At 75.2% G+C, this 14612-nt stretch carries 15 protein-coding genes and 1 riboswitch; of the genes, 8 read left to right on the top strand and 7 right to left on the bottom strand.

The features are described from left to right. The first annotated feature begins 4 nt into the window (after positions 1 to 4). Complete coding sequence (locus ACSNN8_RS20765; RefSeq protein ID WP_436650937.1) at positions 5 to 430, top strand: organic hydroperoxide resistance protein; 426 nt, start codon at positions 5 to 7, stop codon at positions 428 to 430. 3 nt (positions 431 to 433) lie between these two features. Here ACSNN8_RS20765 and ACSNN8_RS20760 read toward each other — a convergent pair whose 3' ends face one another. Then, positions 434 to 1390 (bottom strand): tyrosine-type recombinase/integrase, encoded by a 957-nt coding sequence (locus ACSNN8_RS20760; protein WP_436651089.1) that lies wholly within the window; start codon positions 1388 to 1390, stop codon positions 434 to 436. A gap of 547 nt (positions 1391 to 1937) precedes the next feature. Here ACSNN8_RS20760 and ACSNN8_RS20755 point away from each other — a divergent pair. The 6 genes from ACSNN8_RS20755 (at position 1938) to ACSNN8_RS20730 (ending at position 5867) form a co-directional block, all read left to right on the top strand. Next, positions 1938 to 2669: a VOC family protein gene (locus ACSNN8_RS20755; protein ID WP_436650936.1), complete on the top strand. Its 732-nt coding sequence runs from the start codon at positions 1938 to 1940 to the stop codon at positions 2667 to 2669. 384 nt (positions 2670 to 3053) lie between these two features. Next, positions 3054 to 3347 (top strand): hypothetical protein, encoded by a 294-nt coding sequence (locus ACSNN8_RS20750; protein ID WP_436650935.1) that lies wholly within the window; start codon positions 3054 to 3056, stop codon positions 3345 to 3347. Positions 3348 to 3555: 208 nt separating this feature from the next. Next, positions 3556 to 3909: a hypothetical protein gene (locus ACSNN8_RS20745; protein ID WP_436650934.1), complete on the top strand. Its 354-nt coding sequence runs from the start codon at positions 3556 to 3558 to the stop codon at positions 3907 to 3909. Beyond that, on the top strand, positions 3906 to 4634 hold the full coding sequence (locus ACSNN8_RS20740) for a VOC family protein (protein ID WP_436650933.1): 729 nt from the start codon (positions 3906 to 3908) through the stop codon (positions 4632 to 4634). Before ACSNN8_RS20745 ends, ACSNN8_RS20740 begins: the two co-directional genes overlap by 4 nt. An 8-nt stretch (positions 4635 to 4642) precedes the next feature. After that, positions 4643 to 4710: riboswitch (guanidine-III (ykkC-III) riboswitch) on the top strand. Between the two features lie 18 nt (positions 4711 to 4728). After that, complete coding sequence (gene sugE, locus ACSNN8_RS20735; RefSeq protein ID WP_436650932.1) at positions 4729 to 5043, top strand: quaternary ammonium compound efflux SMR transporter SugE; 315 nt, start codon at positions 4729 to 4731, stop codon at positions 5041 to 5043. Positions 5044 to 5147: 104 nt separating this feature from the next. Then, positions 5148 to 5867 carry a hypothetical protein gene (locus ACSNN8_RS20730; protein ID WP_436650931.1) on the top strand — a complete coding sequence of 240 codons (720 nt, stop codon included), beginning with the start codon at positions 5148 to 5150 and terminating at the stop codon, positions 5865 to 5867. Between the two features lie 89 nt (positions 5868 to 5956). Here ACSNN8_RS20730 and ACSNN8_RS20725 read toward each other — a convergent pair whose 3' ends face one another. The 4 genes from ACSNN8_RS20725 to ACSNN8_RS20710 all read right to left on the bottom strand — a co-directional run bounded on the left by ACSNN8_RS20725 (position 5957) and on the right by ACSNN8_RS20710 (position 9778). Further along, a complete protein-coding gene (locus ACSNN8_RS20725) occupies positions 5957 to 6739 on the bottom strand; it encodes a lysophospholipid acyltransferase family protein (protein ID WP_436650930.1) in 783 nt (260 codons plus the stop codon). Between the two features lie 148 nt (positions 6740 to 6887). Next, complete coding sequence (locus ACSNN8_RS20720; protein ID WP_436650929.1) at positions 6888 to 7739, bottom strand: phosphotransferase enzyme family protein; 852 nt, start codon at positions 7737 to 7739, stop codon at positions 6888 to 6890. A gap of 69 nt (positions 7740 to 7808) precedes the next feature. Next, positions 7809 to 8408 (bottom strand): shikimate kinase, encoded by a 600-nt coding sequence (locus tag ACSNN8_RS20715; RefSeq protein WP_436650928.1) that lies wholly within the window; start codon positions 8406 to 8408, stop codon positions 7809 to 7811. A 644-nt stretch (positions 8409 to 9052) separates the two neighbouring features. Continuing rightward, positions 9053 to 9778: a TioE family transcriptional regulator gene (locus ACSNN8_RS20710; protein ID WP_436650927.1), complete on the bottom strand. Its 726-nt coding sequence runs from the start codon at positions 9776 to 9778 to the stop codon at positions 9053 to 9055. Positions 9779 to 9837: 59 nt separating this feature from the next. Between ACSNN8_RS20710 and ACSNN8_RS20705 the strand changes: the two genes are divergently transcribed. After that, on the top strand, positions 9838 to 10992 hold the full coding sequence (locus ACSNN8_RS20705) for an erythromycin esterase family protein (RefSeq protein ID WP_436650926.1): 1155 nt from the start codon (positions 9838 to 9840) through the stop codon (positions 10990 to 10992). Positions 10993 to 11028: 36 nt separating this feature from the next. On the opposite strand, the gene ACSNN8_RS20700 is transcribed toward ACSNN8_RS20705, so the two are convergent. Both ACSNN8_RS20700 and ACSNN8_RS20695 read right to left on the bottom strand, forming a co-directional pair. Continuing rightward, the gene (locus tag ACSNN8_RS20700; RefSeq protein ID WP_436650925.1) at positions 11029 to 11568 is read right to left on the bottom strand and encodes a LuxR family transcriptional regulator; all 540 of its coding nucleotides are present in this window, start codon (positions 11566 to 11568) and stop codon (positions 11029 to 11031) included. Positions 11569 to 11595: 27 nt separating this feature from the next. Further along, positions 11596 to 14517, bottom strand: coding sequence for a LuxR C-terminal-related transcriptional regulator (locus ACSNN8_RS20695; RefSeq protein WP_436650924.1), 2922 nt, complete (start codon positions 14515 to 14517; stop codon positions 11596 to 11598). Positions 14518 to 14612 lie beyond the last annotated feature (95 nt).

The raw sequence follows: 14612 nt of genomic DNA, 5'->3' as shown, positions 1-14612 counted from the left end.
CACCATGTCCGCGCTCTACACCGCCTCCGCCACCGCCTCCGGCGACGGCCGCCAGGGCCACGTCCGCTCCAGCGACGGCGTCCTCGACCTCGACCTGTCCGTGCCCAAGGAGATGGGCGGCCCCGGCGGCGAGCACACCAACCCCGAACAGCTGTTCGCCGCCGGCTACGCCGCCTGCTTCCACAGCGCCCTCAAGGCCGCCGCCCGCGAACTCAAGGTCACCCCCACCGACACCGCCATCACCATCGACGTCGGCATCGGCCCCAAGACCGACGGCACCCGCGGCTTCCAGCTCAACGCCACCATCGAAGCCGAGATCAACGGCGTCGACGAGGCCACCGCCCAGCAGCTGCTCGAAGCCGCCCACCAGATCTGCCCCTACTCCAACGCCACCCGCGGCAACATCGAGGTCAAGCTCGCCCTGGCCTGAGCCCTACGCCAGCCGCCCCAGCGCGCGGTTCGTGCGGTTCGCCCGCACGGCCGCGCGCTGCTGCTCCGCCGTCACCTCGATGTAGTTCTGCGACGTCGCCAGCGACGCATGCCCCAGCAGGCGCATGATCTCGCTCGCGTTCGCCCCGTCCTCCGCCAGCCGCGTCGCGAAGGTGTGCCGCAACGCATGCAGCTGCGCCCCCCGCGGCACCCGGTCGTTGACCCCGGCCCGCCGGTAACACGACTGCACCAGATACTGCAGCCCACCCCGTTGCAACGGCGCACCCCGGCGATCCACCATCAGCGCGTCACCGGGGGAGACCCGCCCGAACCGCACCCGCCGGCTGTCCACGTACCGCTGCACCACCGCGTCCAGCTCCGGCTCGATCGGCACCGTCCGCGGCCGGCCACCCTTGCCCGCCACCTCCACCCGCCGCTCACCGGCCCGCCCGTGAAAGGACCCCACCCGCAGCGCCAGCACTTCCGAAAGCCGCAAACCGGCACACAACGCCAGCGCCAGCACCACCACGTCACGCTCCGGCCACGGATCACGCTGCCGCTCGTCGGCCCGGCTCACCGCGTCGAGCAACTGCTCCGGGGTGTCCTCGCCGCGCAACGGCTTAGGGGAGTGGGCCGGCAGCCGCGGCTTGTCCACCGCTGACATCGGATTGCCGGCCACCACCTGCTCGGTCACCAGGAACGTGAAGAACGCGTTCCAGCTCGACCAGGCCCGCGCCACCGACGCCGGCGCCCGGCTGCCCGCGAACTGCGCGAACGCCAGCCGCAACGAACGAGGGGAGAGGTCACCCAGAGTGACCGGCTCGGCGTCGACCAGCTCGACGACGGCGATGAGGTCCCGCTCGTACGCCTTGAGGGTGTGCGCGGAGGGCTTGCGCACCGCGCGGGCCGCGAGAAAATCCGCGATGAGCTCGGTGACCGGATAATGCCCTTCGTCATGCATAAGCACTATTATGCATGGTTCATGCTGGTTACCGGAAGGCGGTCGTAGCGGACGTTGGCCGTCGCGCCGCGGGTAATCGCGGTCGGTTGTCGTGCGCACGCTGTTCCCGGCGCCGGGCCCCGCGGTGCTCGACACGAAGCTCACCACGGTCGCCACCGGCGCCGGTTCGTGCTCACACGCGCAGCGAGCCATGGGGCCTTGGCGTGCGGCGTCGATTTCGGCGGCATTGGGAGCGTGGCCATTGACAGTTCCGCTGGTTCGGCGTCGTTTCGAGCCTTGGCGCCGCCGCCTATATCTTCATGGCCGGCACTCAAGCGCGCCTTGGTCTGCATGGCTGACACTCAAGCCGCCGACCGACGCACCTATGTCTGCATGGCCCAAACTCGTTCCACAGCGACGCCGGCCGCCCTCTCTTCCCGCTCCCTCCGCGACCTAGTTGACATAAGATACATTCTCGACCTGATATTTCTTCGATGGCGTCCGGCGCCTGCGCACCCCTTTTACTGCCGTAATCCCCACGGTTCGATCTGCCGTTAGCATCGTCGGCATGGCGACGCGGCTCGTTCAGATCAACATGAAGGCCCGGGACGACTCCGCGCTCGGCGGTTTCTGGGCCGAGGCGCTCGGCTGGACGATCTCGAGCGAGGCCCCCGGCGTGACCAACCTCGAACCCGAGGGCTTCGTCTACCCGGACCCTGGCGCCGTCTGCATCGACCTGGTCGCCTCCCCCGAACCCAAGACGGTCAAGAACCGCGTGCACCTCGACCTGGCCACCACCTCGCCGGCGCACCAGGCCGAACTGGTCGAGCGCCTGCGGAAGCTCGGCGCGACGCTCGTCGACATCGGCCAGGGCGACGTCTCGTGGACCGTCATGGCCGACCCGGAGGGCAACGAGTTCTGCGTGCTGGACTCGCTGTACGAGCAGACCGGCCCGATCGCCTCGGTGGTGGTCGACTGCGCCGACCCGCAGGCCATGGCCCGCTTCTGGGGCGAGGCCACGGACTGGACGTTGCACAAGGTGACCGACTACAGCGCGGTCCTGCGCTCCGCCCGGGGCGTCGGCCCGTACCTGCAGTTCCTGCGCACCCCCGACGCGAAGACCGGGTGGAACCGGGTCCATCTCGACGTCCGCCCCTACCCGGGCGACGACCCGCAGGCCGAGGTGGCCCGGCTGCGGACGCTCGGCGCCACCGTCATCGATCTGAGCCCGCACGACGTCCCGTGGACCGTTCTCGCCGACCCGGAGGGCAACGAGTTCTGCCTCCTGTCGCCGGCCTGACTCCACAGTTGTCGTGGACCGACGTCCGCAGCCGCATCGTCAACTCCTTCCCGCGCCGTGCACCCGGTGTGCGTGGCCAGATGGAGTTGTATCCGACGAGCGGCGCCGGCGCATCGCGGCCTGTGGACAGCGGCCGACTGTGGACAACCGGTCGCCGGTCGGCGGCCCGCGGTACGGTGGCGGCCCTCGGGAGGAGCGCCGCCCGCTCATCGCGGCCTGTGGACAACCCACTGCCGGTCGGCGCCCCGCGGTAGGGTGGCGGCCCCCCGGGTGGGTGGGCCGTGAGTTGGGGTCGAATGGCTGGGCCGCCGCGAGCTCGGGGCGCCGGGGGTTGCGCGGCCGGTGCAGCCTGGGGACGGCATCGGGGCGAGGGGGCGGTCGCGGGTGGCGTTGGGCAGCGAGCAGAGGCGTGCGGAGCGGCGGCCGCGGGTTGCGGCACAGTTCGCGGCGGAGCAGGTGGAGGCGGCGCTGGATCTGCTGGCGCTGGCGGACATGGCGTGGCACGACTGCTACGGGCCGCGGGAGCTGGCCGTGCCTGATCGTGTGCTCGATGACGTTCTGGTGGTGGGCGGCGGTGACCTGGCGGCGCTGGTTCGTGCCGCGCGGCTGGCGGTTGCCGACTTCCGGGACATCCGGCTGTGGGCCGATGAGCTGCGTGGCCGTGCCGGCTCCGGCTGAGCTGGGCGGCAGCGGAGGGGTGAGCCAGCGGCAGCGGAGAGGTGAGCCGACGGCGGCGGTATTGGGGATGCCGGGGCGGGCGGGCTCTGCGACCCTGATCGGCATGGGTGGGCGGTTTCGGGATCCGGGTGTGCGGCTGTGGCAGCTGGCCGGGGACGCTGTCGATGTGCGGTGTCCGCGGTGTGGTGGCCGGGCGGTCGTCGGGGCGGTGGCGGGTTCGCCGCTGAGCGAGCCGCGGCGGTTCACGTGTGCCGGCTGTGTGGCCTCGGTGCAGTGGTCGCCGCGCGGGTCGTTGAGTTGCTGGGGCGGGCCGGTCGACCCGTACTTCGGGTTGCCGTTGTGGTTGCGGACCTCCGTGCGGCGGGGGCGGATGCTGTGGGCGTTCAACGTGGCGCATCTGGATCTGCTGGAGGGCTACGTCGCGGCGGGGGTGCGGGAGCGTGATGTGCCGGCGAGCGGGTTGACGATGGTGGCGCGGTTGCCGTTGTGGGTGAAGGCGGCGGGCAACCGGGGCGAGGTGTTGCGGTCGGTAGCGCGGCTGCGGGAGCTGGTGGACGCGTGACGGACGTCAGGTGGGTCACCGGGTTCCTGGACACGCCGTCGCGGGTGGCGGAGTCGTTCTGGCTGGCGGTGACGGGTGGTTCGTTGTCGCCGCGGCGGGGCTCGGGTGGTGAGTTCGTGACGGTGCTGCCGCGTGACGGGGACGCGTACCTGCGCTTTCAGGTTCTGCCGGGCTCTCCCCCGCGGACCCACTGTGATCTTCATGTGGTGGCGCTGCCGGCGGCGGTCGAGCAGGCGGTGGGGCTGGGGGCGTCGGTGCTGGTCGACGAGGGTGACCTGGTGGTGCTGCGCTCCCCCGCCGGCGTGGTGTTCTGCCTGGTGACGTGGCAGGGCGAGGCCGTACGGCCGGGGCCGGTGCGGTGGCACGACGGCGGGCGCAGCCTCGTGGATCAACTGTGTGTGGACGTACCGGGGACCGCTTTTGATCGTGAGGTGGCGTTCTGGTCGGGGCTGACCGGGTGGGAGCGCCGGCCGTCGGATCTGCCGCAGTTCGAGCATCTGGAGCGCGGCGCGGGGATGCCGTTGAAGCTGCTCGTGCAGCGGCTGGGAGCGGGCGGGCCGGGCATGCACCTGGATCTGGCGTGTGACGACGTGGATCGTGAGGTGGCGCGGCACGTCGGGCTGGGGGCCGTGGTGGTGCGGCGGGTGGCCGGTGACTGGACGACGCTGCGGGATCCGGCCGGGCGCGAGTATTGCGTGACGGGGCGTTCGCCGCAGTCTTGCTAGCCTGGGTGGTGGTGCCGCGGACGCGGTTCACCCCGGACGAGGACGTGTCGTACCCGGCAGGCGAAGACGACCGCGTGAGGGTTGGTGCGTCGTCATGGCTTGGCTGGTTCTGGTGGCCTCCGGTGTGCTCGAGAGCGTGTGGGCTGTCGCTCTGGGCCGTTCGCAGGGTTTCACCCGTCTGCTCCCCAGCGTGGTGTTCGTGGTCGCGCTCGGGTTGAGCATGGTGGGTCTGGCCTACAGCTTGAAGAGCATTCCCATCGGTACGGGCTACGCCGTGTGGGTGGGCATCGGCGCGGTGGGCACGGCGGTGGCCGGGATGGTGCTGCTGGGCGAGTCGGCGAGCCTGCTGCGGATCCTGTCGTTGCTGCTGGTGGTCGCCGGGGTGATCGGGCTCAAGCTGTTCCACTGAGCGCCGCGCCACGCTGATCTTTCTGCTCCCCCGCCGCGAAAGTGTCGGTGCCTCCTGGTAGAAGAGTCATACAAACGTTCGAACAGGTTGCTGGGGGTGGCGTGATGGCGGGGCTGAGCACCGACGAGCTGCAGGTGATCCGCGACGGGCTGGGCGCCGGGCGCAAGCCGCGGGTGCAGTTCACCGAGGCGGCCGGGCAGATGGCCGGGCAGATCGGGCAGGTGGTCGGGCTCGGTGATCCGGCCGAGAGCGACGAGTGGGTGGTGGTGCGGTTCGGCCGTGACGAGCTGCCCTTCTCCCCCGGTGATCTGCGGGTGGCGCCGCGGGGTGCGGCGGCGCGCAAGGCTGCCGCTCCCCCGCCGCCGGCGCCGGAGCCTGTCGTGCCGGCGGGGCCGGCGTTCGTGCTGGACCAGCCCGCGCCGGTCAAGGCTGCGCCCGCCCCGGCTCCGCGCAAGGACGGCGGTGACACCACGCCGGCCGCGACCGCCGCTCCTGGCCCCGCAACGGCTCCGGCTGCGCGCAAGGCGTCCGGGCGGCCGGCGAAACCGAAACCGGCGCCGGGGCTGACGGTGACGCTTGCCTACGGCGAGGGCGAGTGGACGGTGGCGGCCGCGCAGGGGTCGAAGGTGCTGGCCAAGCCGTACGTGATCCGGCCCGCGGAGGCGTTGCGGATGGTGTCGCTGGTCGACGTGCCCGGCGTGCAGGAGGCGGTGGAGCAGATCCTGTCGGCCGAGCGGGCCGAGGCCGAGGAGCAGGCGCGCCGGTTACGGGCGGAGCTCGCCGAGGTGGAGGCGCGGCTGGCGGAGCTGGCCGAGAAGCCGTGAGCGGGCCGCCTCCCGCCGCGGTCGCGGGGTGATGCAGCGACGACCGCAGCCGGCGCCGCGGCGGCGGCGTTCGGCGTTGCCGCCGCGTCCTACGTGACGCGGTTGCCGGCGGGGCGGCGCGGGCGTACCCGGGAGAGGTCCTCGGCGCGGGTGGTGTCGACGAAGTGCGGGGTCTGCATCTCGGTGGCGCGCAGCGGGACGAGGGTGTCGTGGATGCCGTCCATGATCAGGCGGGTGGCCTGCATGGCCTGGGCGCCCGCGGTGCCGCTGACACCGGAGAGGTCGACCGGTGTGCCGAAGCGCACGTGCACGACGGGGCGGCGGCGCATCGCCCGGAGCACCGAGCGCAGCAGGTGCTTGGGGGTCTCGTACGGCATGACGGCGTGCGCGCCCCACTGGGCGACCGGCAGCACGGGCGCGCCGGTGAGGGCGGCCATGCGGGCGACGCCGGTCTTGCCGCGTTCGGGCCACATCCACGGGTCGAGGCCGATGCGCCCTTCGGGGTAGACGAGCACGAGGGCGCCGTCCTTGAGGGCCTGCGCCGCGGCGGGCAGCGCGTCGGCGACGCGGGTGGTGTTGCGGTCGACGCGGATGTGCCCGGCCGCACGCATGGCGGCGCCCACGACGGGCGCGTCGAACAGCCCGCCGGTGGCCAGGATGCGCGGGGCGATGCCGGCCTTGTGGCAGGCGGCGGTCATCACGACCGGGTCGATCGGGCTGACGTGGTTGGCGGCCAGGATCAGCGGCCCGGCGCGCAGCTCGGCGGGCACGTCGCCGCAGACCCGCAGCCGGCACAGCGGGAAGACCGCCAGCCGGGCCAGCGCGAGCATGAGCCGCCACATCAGCGGCGTCCGGGGTGCGGGGATGTCCATCAGGCCGCCAATGATCGCACGCCCCCGCCCGCGTCCCGGATCATCCGACCGGGCACGGGGTCAGGGGGCGTCGTCGTGGGCGGGCCGGCTTTCCGGAGATCGTTGCCGGCGAGCGCGGTGAGATCCTTCGCCGGCCAGGGGCGCCGCGTCACCGGGGGAAGCCGGACTCGGCGACGTCGAGCCAGTGCTCGACCGTGGCGGGGTCGTGGTGGCGGATCGACCAGTCGACCATCCGCAGGCTGATGTGCGCCCAGTACGTGGTGCGGCGGCGCTCGGAGATGCCGGCCAGCCGTTCGTCGACGGGGGCGAGCAGGGCGGGGTCGCGGCCGGTGAGCCAGAAGCGCAGCGTGACCAGGTCGAAGTGGCGGTCGCCGCGGGTGGCGCCGTCCCAGTCGACGACGCCGGTGACGCGGGCGCCGTCGACCAGCACGTTGCCGGGGTGGAAGTCGAAGTGCACCAGGTCGTCGCCGACCATCACCGACCCGTCCGCGCCGACCCGGTGGATGCGCTCGAGCAGGGCGGCGCTGCGGGCGCTGTGCTCGGCGAGCGGGTCGTGCAGGCAGAAGCCGGGTCCGTCGCCGGTCAGGTACAGCTCGGTGGGCCGGGGCGCGGGCTCGTCGGCGAGCAGCCCGGCGAGCCGGTCGTTGAGGGCCACCAGCTGGCGCACGAGCTCGGGGGTGACGGTGCGCGGCGGGGCGCCGGGCAGCCGTTGCTGGACGATGACGCGGGAGCCGTCGACGCGCGCGGCCAGCTCGTGGCGGGCGGTGGGCACCCCGGCGCAGCGGGCCCGGTCGACCAGCGGGCCGCTGCGGGAGCGGCCCTCGGTGAGCACCGAGCGGCGCCCGTCGGGCCAGCGCACGTACGCGGCGCCGACCTCACCGCCGGGGGCCGGGCCCTCCAGGGTGAGCCGGACGCCGGTGATGTCGGCGATCCGTTCGATGATCTGCGGTGCGTCCAGGCGGGCCGATCGGGGCCACGCGCGGTGGACGGCTTCGGTCACATCGGCCCCCGCCCGGTGACGACGTACACGTGCGCGCCCGACCCTAGCGGCCGGGCGCCCGCCATGGTGTCAGCAATCAGACCTTTCGTCGAGCCCCAGGATTGCCGCGACCGTGCGGGTCAGGTCGTTCTCGGTCATGCCGGGCACGACCTCGACGGTGGCCAGTCCCAGGCGTGCGGTGTCCGCGCGCAGCCGGTCGGTGAACAGCCGGTCGCGTTCCAGCAGGTACGCCAGGGCCCGCTCGGGGTCGCTGGTGCCGGCGGCGATGTGCCAGGTGGAGCCGCGGCTGTCGAACGCGGCCCGGCGGAACTCCGGGGCGGGCAGCAGCCAGACGGCGCGCGCCGGGCGCGGCACGAGCTCGGGCAGCAGCCGGAACCCTTCGGCGATCACCGGCCGGGGCGTGCGGGCGAGGTCGTCGAGGATCAGGTCGAACGCCTCGCCGCGGAACCAGTGGAACGTCTCCAGCATGGTCGCGGGCGGGCGCAGCCAGCGTTCGTCCATGCTCATCGCCATGAACGCCGCCAGCTGCGGGCTGGTGCGCGGGTCGCTGCGGGCGGCGTGCTCGCGCATGACGGCGTCGGTGTCGTACAGGTGCAGCCCGTGCCGTGCGGCGAGCCGCCGCGCGACCGTGCTCTTCCCGGCCCCGCTGCCACCGCCGATCCAGTACACGGCGTCGTTGCGTTGCTGTTCCGGGAGCGCCGGGTCGCGCGGTCGCTGAGTCGGAGGTGCGGTGTCTCCGGATGGCCAGTACGCGGCGTCGTTGCGTCCTTGTTCCCGGAGCGCCGGGTCGCGTGGTCGCTGAGTCGGGGGTGCGGTGTCTCCGGATGGCCAGTACGCGGCGTCGTTGCGTCCTTGTTCCCGGAGCGCCGGGTCGCGTGGTTGCTGAGTCCGAGGTGCGGGGTCCTCGGGTGGCCGGTACGCAGCGTCGTTGTGTTCTTGTTCCGGGAGCGCCGGGGCGCGCGGCCGGCGGCTCGGAGGCGCGGGATCCCCGGACGGCCGGGCCGCGGCGCCGGGAGGGCGGGCTCGCCGTGGATCGTCCGTCACGCGGCCCGACGTTACCGTGGCCGGCCGCGGCGGCGTCCGGTCATCTGCCGGGGCAGGTCAAAGAGGATGCGGCGGAACGGTGGCGGCTCCCCGCGGACTGCTCGATCCGGTCAGGTCGGCTTCGGCGGCGCGGAGGCGACGGCATCCGGGCAGCCGCCCGAGTCGGTCAGGTGGCGTCGAGGGCGGCGGCTCTCTCGCGTCTGCCCGATTCGGACAGGTCGGCGTCGGCGGCGCGGAGCCGGCTGCTCCCGGTTTACTTGCCGGAGTCGTCAGGGATGCGTCGGCGGCGCGGAGTCGGTCAGGTAGGCGTCGAGGGCGGCGGCGCCGGAGAGCAGGACTCGGCCGCGGGCGGTGAGGCGGGCGTGCCAGTTCTCGAGCATCGCGGCGACCGGGGCCACGCCGCCGGCGGTGCGGACCTGGGTGAGCAGCGGGGCGATCTGGTCGAGGCGGTAGCCGCCGCGGCGCAGCTGGTGGATCAGTTGCGCGTCGCGGACGTCGGCGGGGCCGTACACGCGGTAGCCGGTCTTCGGGTCGCGGCGCGGCTGCACCAGGCCGGCGGCCTCCCACTTGCGCAGGGTGGCGGGGCGCAGGCCGAGCCGCCGGGCCAGCGGGCCGACGAAGGTGTCGCCGCGGCCCTGCTCGACGGGGGTGAGCTCCACCAGGGCCGCGGCGACGGCGTGCAGGGTGCGCCGGTCGTCGAGCAGCTGGGCGTGGCTGTCGTCGATCAGCCGCAGCGCCTCCTCGACGGCGTCGCGGTGCACGGCCTGCAGGATGGCCGTGGCGGTGCGGTGGCCGTGGCCGGGTACCAGGGCGAGGAAGGCGCGCAGGGCCAGCGCGTGCCGGGGGGTGTAGACGCGGTAGCCGGACGGGCTGCGCGCGGCGGCGGGCAGGATGCCGTCGGCCTCGTAGTTGCGCACGGCCTGGGTGGACAGGCCGTGCCGGCGGGCCAGGTCGACCGGCCGCAGCTGCCCACCGGTTTGAAGCTTTGTTCGCATGAACCCGCCGTTGGACCGCAGAAGTTTCAATGGATAGTTCAACGATACTGTGTAGGGGCATGACTGCTGCTATGCATGACGTGTGGCGCGTGGTGCCGGGCCGGCCGCGGCTGCTGGCGCTGGGCGAGCCCACCCACGGCGAGGACGCGCTGCTCGAGCCGCGCAACGAGCTGGCCCGGCACCTGATCGAGCACGAGGGGTTGCGCACCGTCGCGCTGGAGAGCGACTGCCTGCGCGGCCTGCTGGTGGACGACTACGTGACCTCGGGCGCGGGCAGCCTCGACGAGGTGATGCGCGACGGGTTCAGCCACGGGTTCGGCGCGTCGCCGGCCAACCGGGACCTGGTGCGCTGGATGCGCGCGTACAACCGGGACCGGCCCGCGGCCGAGCAGGTGCGCTTCGCCGGGTTCGACGGCCCGCTGGAGAACGCGGGCGGGGCGAGCCCCCGGCAGGCGCTGACCGAGCTGTACGGGTGGCTGGCCGCCCGCGTCGACGCGGACCTGCTGCCGTGCACCGCGGCGCAGCTCGACGAGTTGCTCGGCGCCGACCGGCGGTGGTCGGACCCGGCCGCGCAGCGCGACCCGTCCCGTTCGCCCGGGCGGTCGCCCGAGGCCCGCCGGTTGCGGCTGCTCGCCGACGACCTGGTCGCGCTGCTCGCCATGCAGCCCGGCGACGAACGGGCGCGGCTGTACGGGCGTACCGCCGTCGGGTTGCTGCGCTACCACCATTGGATGGCCGAGCCCTCCGCCGGGCGGCCGGCCGGGGTGCTGGGGCAGCGCGCGGCGATGATGGCCGCGAACCTGCTGGCGCTCGCCGAGCGCGGCCCGGCGCTGGTGCACGCCGGCACCGCCCACCTGCAGCGCGGGCGCAGCAGCATGCGGCTGGGCGGCGAGCCGGTGCACTGGTGGAGCGCCGGCGCGATCGTGGCGCAGCGGCTGGGTGAGCGGTACGCGGTCGTCGCCATGGCGCTGGGCACGATGGAGCACCGCGGCGTGGGCACGCCACCGGCGGACACGATCGAGGGGCTGCTGTACGGGCGGGGGCAGGAGCGCTGCGTGCTCGACGCCCGGCGGCTGGACGCGGCGGGCCTGACTGCCCGGGTGTCGCCGTGGCGGGGGTACGCGCCGCTGGATCCGGCGCAGCTGGCGGGCATCGACGCGGTCGTGTTCGTCAGGGACGTGCCGCGGAGCCCGGGCCCGCAGTGGTGGCCGTGACGCTCGGTGGCGGCCGAGCGGGGCCGGTCGGGGTTCTCAGTGCGGGCGGGGTGGGGCGCCGCGCTGGCGCAGGTAGGCCAGCACGGCCTCGCGGGTGGTGCGCACCCCGAACAGGGCGCGCGCCTCGGCGATGCGCCGGTTCGCGGTGCGCAGCGACAGGAACTCGGCGGCGGCCGCGGCGGCGATCGTGTCGCCGGCGGCCAGCCGGTCCAGCAGGGCGCGCTGCTCCGGGACGAGCTCGGCGACCGCGTTGTCGCCGGCCTCGGCCACGCCCTGGTGCACGGGGCCGAGCCGGGCCAGGTCGTCGATCAGCGCCCGGCCCAGCGGCGAGTTGGTGTCGCAGACGGCGACGATGCCGGCGCCGCGGGCGGCGGCCAGCACGGCCAGTTGCAGCGTGTCGGGGTCGGCTATGCGGCCGTGCAGGACCAGCCGGCTGCCGGTGACGTCCCAGGCCGGGTCGGGCAGGGCGAATCCTTCGCGGGTCACCCAGCCGTCGCGGGTGAGGCGGCGCAGCACGGTGTCGGCGTCGCCGGGGGTGGCGACGACATGTCGGGGAGCGTCGGGCTGTCTGGTCACCGGCCATCCTTGTGCGTGTCAGACATGTCAGTTCTCTTCTGCGAGGGTGGCGAAGGCCAGGGCGGCTGCTTCCGTTCTCGTGCGGGCGCCGAGCTTGCGCATGCCGGCGCGGATGTGGGTGTCGACCGTCTCGGCGGAGATGCCGAGCTGACCGGCGATCCGGCGGGTGGGTTCGCCGGCCGCGACCAGCCGCAGGACGTCGGTCTCGCGGCGGGTGAGCTGCTGCCCCGAGCGGGGGCTGCGGGTGTCGCGGTGCACGTGGTGGCGGCGCAGCCCGCGGCGGGCCCGCCCGGCCAGCACGGTCAGCCCGGCGGCGTCGGCGAGCTGCTCGGCGTTCAGCAGCGCGGCGACGGCGCGGGCCGGGTCGGTGTCGGTCAGCCCCGCGGCCAGCAGGCAGCGGATCTGTTCGCGCAGCGCGACCGGTTTCCAGCCCTCGGCGGCGGCGGTGAAGCCGGTGCCGGTGGCCCAGGCGGTCAGCGTACGCCGGGCCGCGCCGGGCAGCCCGCCCGGAATCGGCGGCGCCGACTGCTGCCCCAGGTCGTGGGCCGCCCACCGGGCGGTGATCGCGTGCAGCCCGGCCAGCAGCCCGCCCGCCTCGCCCGGCCCGGCCGGGTGCGCGGCCCGTTCGGGCTGCCCGTCGAGCCACGCCGTCTCCTGCGCCACCCAGGCGGTGGCCGGGTGCGGCGGGCCCGCGTCGAGGTGGGCGCGGGCGGCGGCGAGCAGCCCGGTGTCGGCCTCGATGAGCGCGGTCGCCGCGGTGGCGTAGCCGCGGGCCTCCTCGGGCACCGCCCGGTCGGTCAGGTTGCCGGCCCGGCGCAGCACGGCGTCGGCGCCCTCACCCGGCGGCGCCTGTTCCGGCGCGGACGACCGCGCCGGCTCCGCGGGCGGCAGGCCGGCCGACGCAGCCGGGGAGCCGTAGAGGGCGCCCCCTCCGGAGGGCGCGGACGGCGCAATGGCTCCGCGAGCGAATCGTCCGGCGTCGGCCGAGGACCACGCCGGGCCGGAGGCGGCTGGTTCGGCGCCGGCCGAGGACGAAAGCGGATCGGGAGCGGCTGGTCCGGCGCCGGCCGAGGACGGAACCGGGCCGGCGAGGGGGCCGGCCTGCTGCGGGGCGGAGCCGGAGGTGGCTGGCAGCGAGCCGTGCAGGGCCAGGGCCCAGTCGGCGGCGGCGGTGAACCGGGTCTGCCAGCCGTACGCGAGGTCGGCGGCGCAGTCGCGGGCGGCGTCCCGGGCGGCGTCGGCGGACTCGGTGAGGCGCCCGTCGGCGGCGAGGTGCTCGACCAGCAGCCACGCCGACCAGCGGGCGATCAGCGGGTCGGCGCTGCGCGCGGCCGCGGCCAGCGCCTGGTCCCAGCCGGGCGTGCGGTGCCGGGCCTGCACCGCGGCCAGCGCCGCCGCCACGCCGGGTGCGGGCTGCGGATGCCGGGCGCTGATCTTGTCGGCGAGGTCCTGCGCGGCGGCCGGGTCGGCGGCGAGCTCCGCGAGCAGCAGCACCCGGTCGCGCCCGGCGAGCACCGGCCCGGTGGCGGCGTCGGGCACGGCCCGCACGGCGGCGCGGGCTGCGGCCGGGTCGCCGGCCTGCAGCAGCGCCTCGCCGCGCAGCACGTCGGCCTCCGGCCCCGGCGCGCCGGCCGGAAGCACGCGGGCCGCGGCGGCGGGCCGTCCCGCGCTCAGCAGCGCGTCGGCGGCGGCCAGCCGGACCCGCGGGTCGACCGGCACGTCGAGCTCGCAGGCGAACAGCAGCAGCGCCGCCCGGTCGCCGCCGGTGGTCGCGTCGGCCGCCTGCAGCGCCCTGCGGTGCGCGCCGGGCAGGTCCCCGGCGGCGGCCAGGTGCCGGGCGGCCTCGGCGGGCGGGGTCAGCTCGGCCAGCCGGGTGTGCAGCTCGACGCGGGCCGTCCCGTCCAGCAGCCCGGCCGCGGTCTCGGCCACGTACGTCGACACCGGCACCATGAGCTCCTCGCCGGCGGGAGGGGCCGGTCGGGCGGACGGCGCCTGCGGGGCCGACGTGGCGGGCCGGGCGAAGGGCGTGGGCTGGGCGGAAGAGGCGGCACGGGCGGACGGCGCGGCCTCGGCAGAAGGGGCGAGCCGGGCGGAGGGCGCGTGGCTCGGCGAGGGGCCGGCAAAGGAGGCTGGGCCACCGGGAGACCCGGCACCGGCGGAGGCGCTGCGTCCCGCGGAGGCGTCGAGGGCGGTGGCGGCCGGGGTGATTAGGCCCGCGGCGAGCAGGTCGGTGACGCCGGGGCCGAGCAGGGCGGCCGGGGCGGGGCGCCCGAGCAGGCCGAGCGCGGCCAGGGCGGTGCGGGCCGGGCGGGGCAGGTCGGCCAGGGCGGTGGCGATGGCGTACGCGACCTGGTCGATGCCCGGCCCCGCGCCGGGCTTGGCGGCGGCGGCCTGCCGGGCCAGCGCGGTGACGGCCAGCGGGTTGCCGCCGGCCCGGGCGGCCACCGCGTCGAGCACGTGCGGCTCGAGGTGACCGGCGGTGCGCCGCGCCAGCTCCAGCGCGGCCTCGCGGGTCAGCGGCGGCACCTCCACCCAGGCGGTGGCCGCCGACCGCAGCGCCTGGGCCACCGTGGCGGGCAGCCGGTGCGGGGTGCGCAGCGCCACCAGCACGCGGCAGAACCGGGCCAGGGCGGGCAGCGCGGCCAGGGTGGCCGGGTCGGCGTACTGCAGGTCGTCGAGCACCAGCAGCCCACCGCGCACCCGGGAGCGGACGGCCTCGGCCAGCAGGTGCACGTCGTGGGCGGGCAGCTTGGCCCGCACCGCCCGCGACAGCGCCAGCGCGGGCACCGTCTGCAGCATCGCGAGCCCACCCCCGGCGTACACCGGGCCGGGCGCGGCCGCGGCCGTTTCGCGCAGCGCCGTGCTGCGGCCGCAGCCGGGCGGGCCGCTGAGCACGACAAGACCGGGGCGTTGCAGCATGGCGGCGGCCTGACGGAGCGCTTCCGCCACTCGATCCCCTTCCCCCGCGCCGGCGCGGTGTGTGTGGCACGAACACGGGATCCGCACCCCGTGCGCGGTCCGTAGGCTGTGCTGCGGCGGGCGGC

Source organism: Actinoplanes sp. URMC 104 (assembly GCF_051386375.1).
Lineage (GTDB): Bacteria > Actinomycetota > Actinomycetes > Mycobacteriales > Micromonosporaceae > Actinoplanes.
Note: the sequence above shows the minus strand (reverse complement) of the source record. Positions and strands in the feature narration are given on the sequence as shown.

Excerpts from the sequence above, each read along its gene's own strand:
- ACSNN8_RS20765 (WP_436650937.1), top strand. The coding sequence starts at position 5 with ATGTCCGCGCTCTACACCGCCTCCGCCACCGCCTCCGGCGACGGCCGC.
- ACSNN8_RS20760 (WP_436651089.1), bottom strand. The coding sequence starts at position 1,390 with ATGCATGACGAAGGGCATTATCCGGTCACCGAGCTCATCGCGGATTTT.
- ACSNN8_RS20755 (WP_436650936.1), top strand. The coding sequence starts at position 1,938 with ATGGCGACGCGGCTCGTTCAGATCAACATGAAGGCCCGGGACGACTCC.
- sugE (WP_436650932.1), top strand. The coding sequence starts at position 4,729 with ATGGCTTGGCTGGTTCTGGTGGCCTCCGGTGTGCTCGAGAGCGTGTGG.
- ACSNN8_RS20730 (WP_436650931.1), top strand. The coding sequence starts at position 5,148 with ATGGCGGGGCTGAGCACCGACGAGCTGCAGGTGATCCGCGACGGGCTG.
- ACSNN8_RS20725 (WP_436650930.1), bottom strand. The coding sequence starts at position 6,739 with ATGGACATCCCCGCACCCCGGACGCCGCTGATGTGGCGGCTCATGCTC.
- ACSNN8_RS20710 (WP_436650927.1), bottom strand. The coding sequence starts at position 9,778 with ATGCGAACAAAGCTTCAAACCGGTGGGCAGCTGCGGCCGGTCGACCTG.
- ACSNN8_RS20705 (WP_436650926.1), top strand. The coding sequence starts at position 9,838 with ATGACTGCTGCTATGCATGACGTGTGGCGCGTGGTGCCGGGCCGGCCG.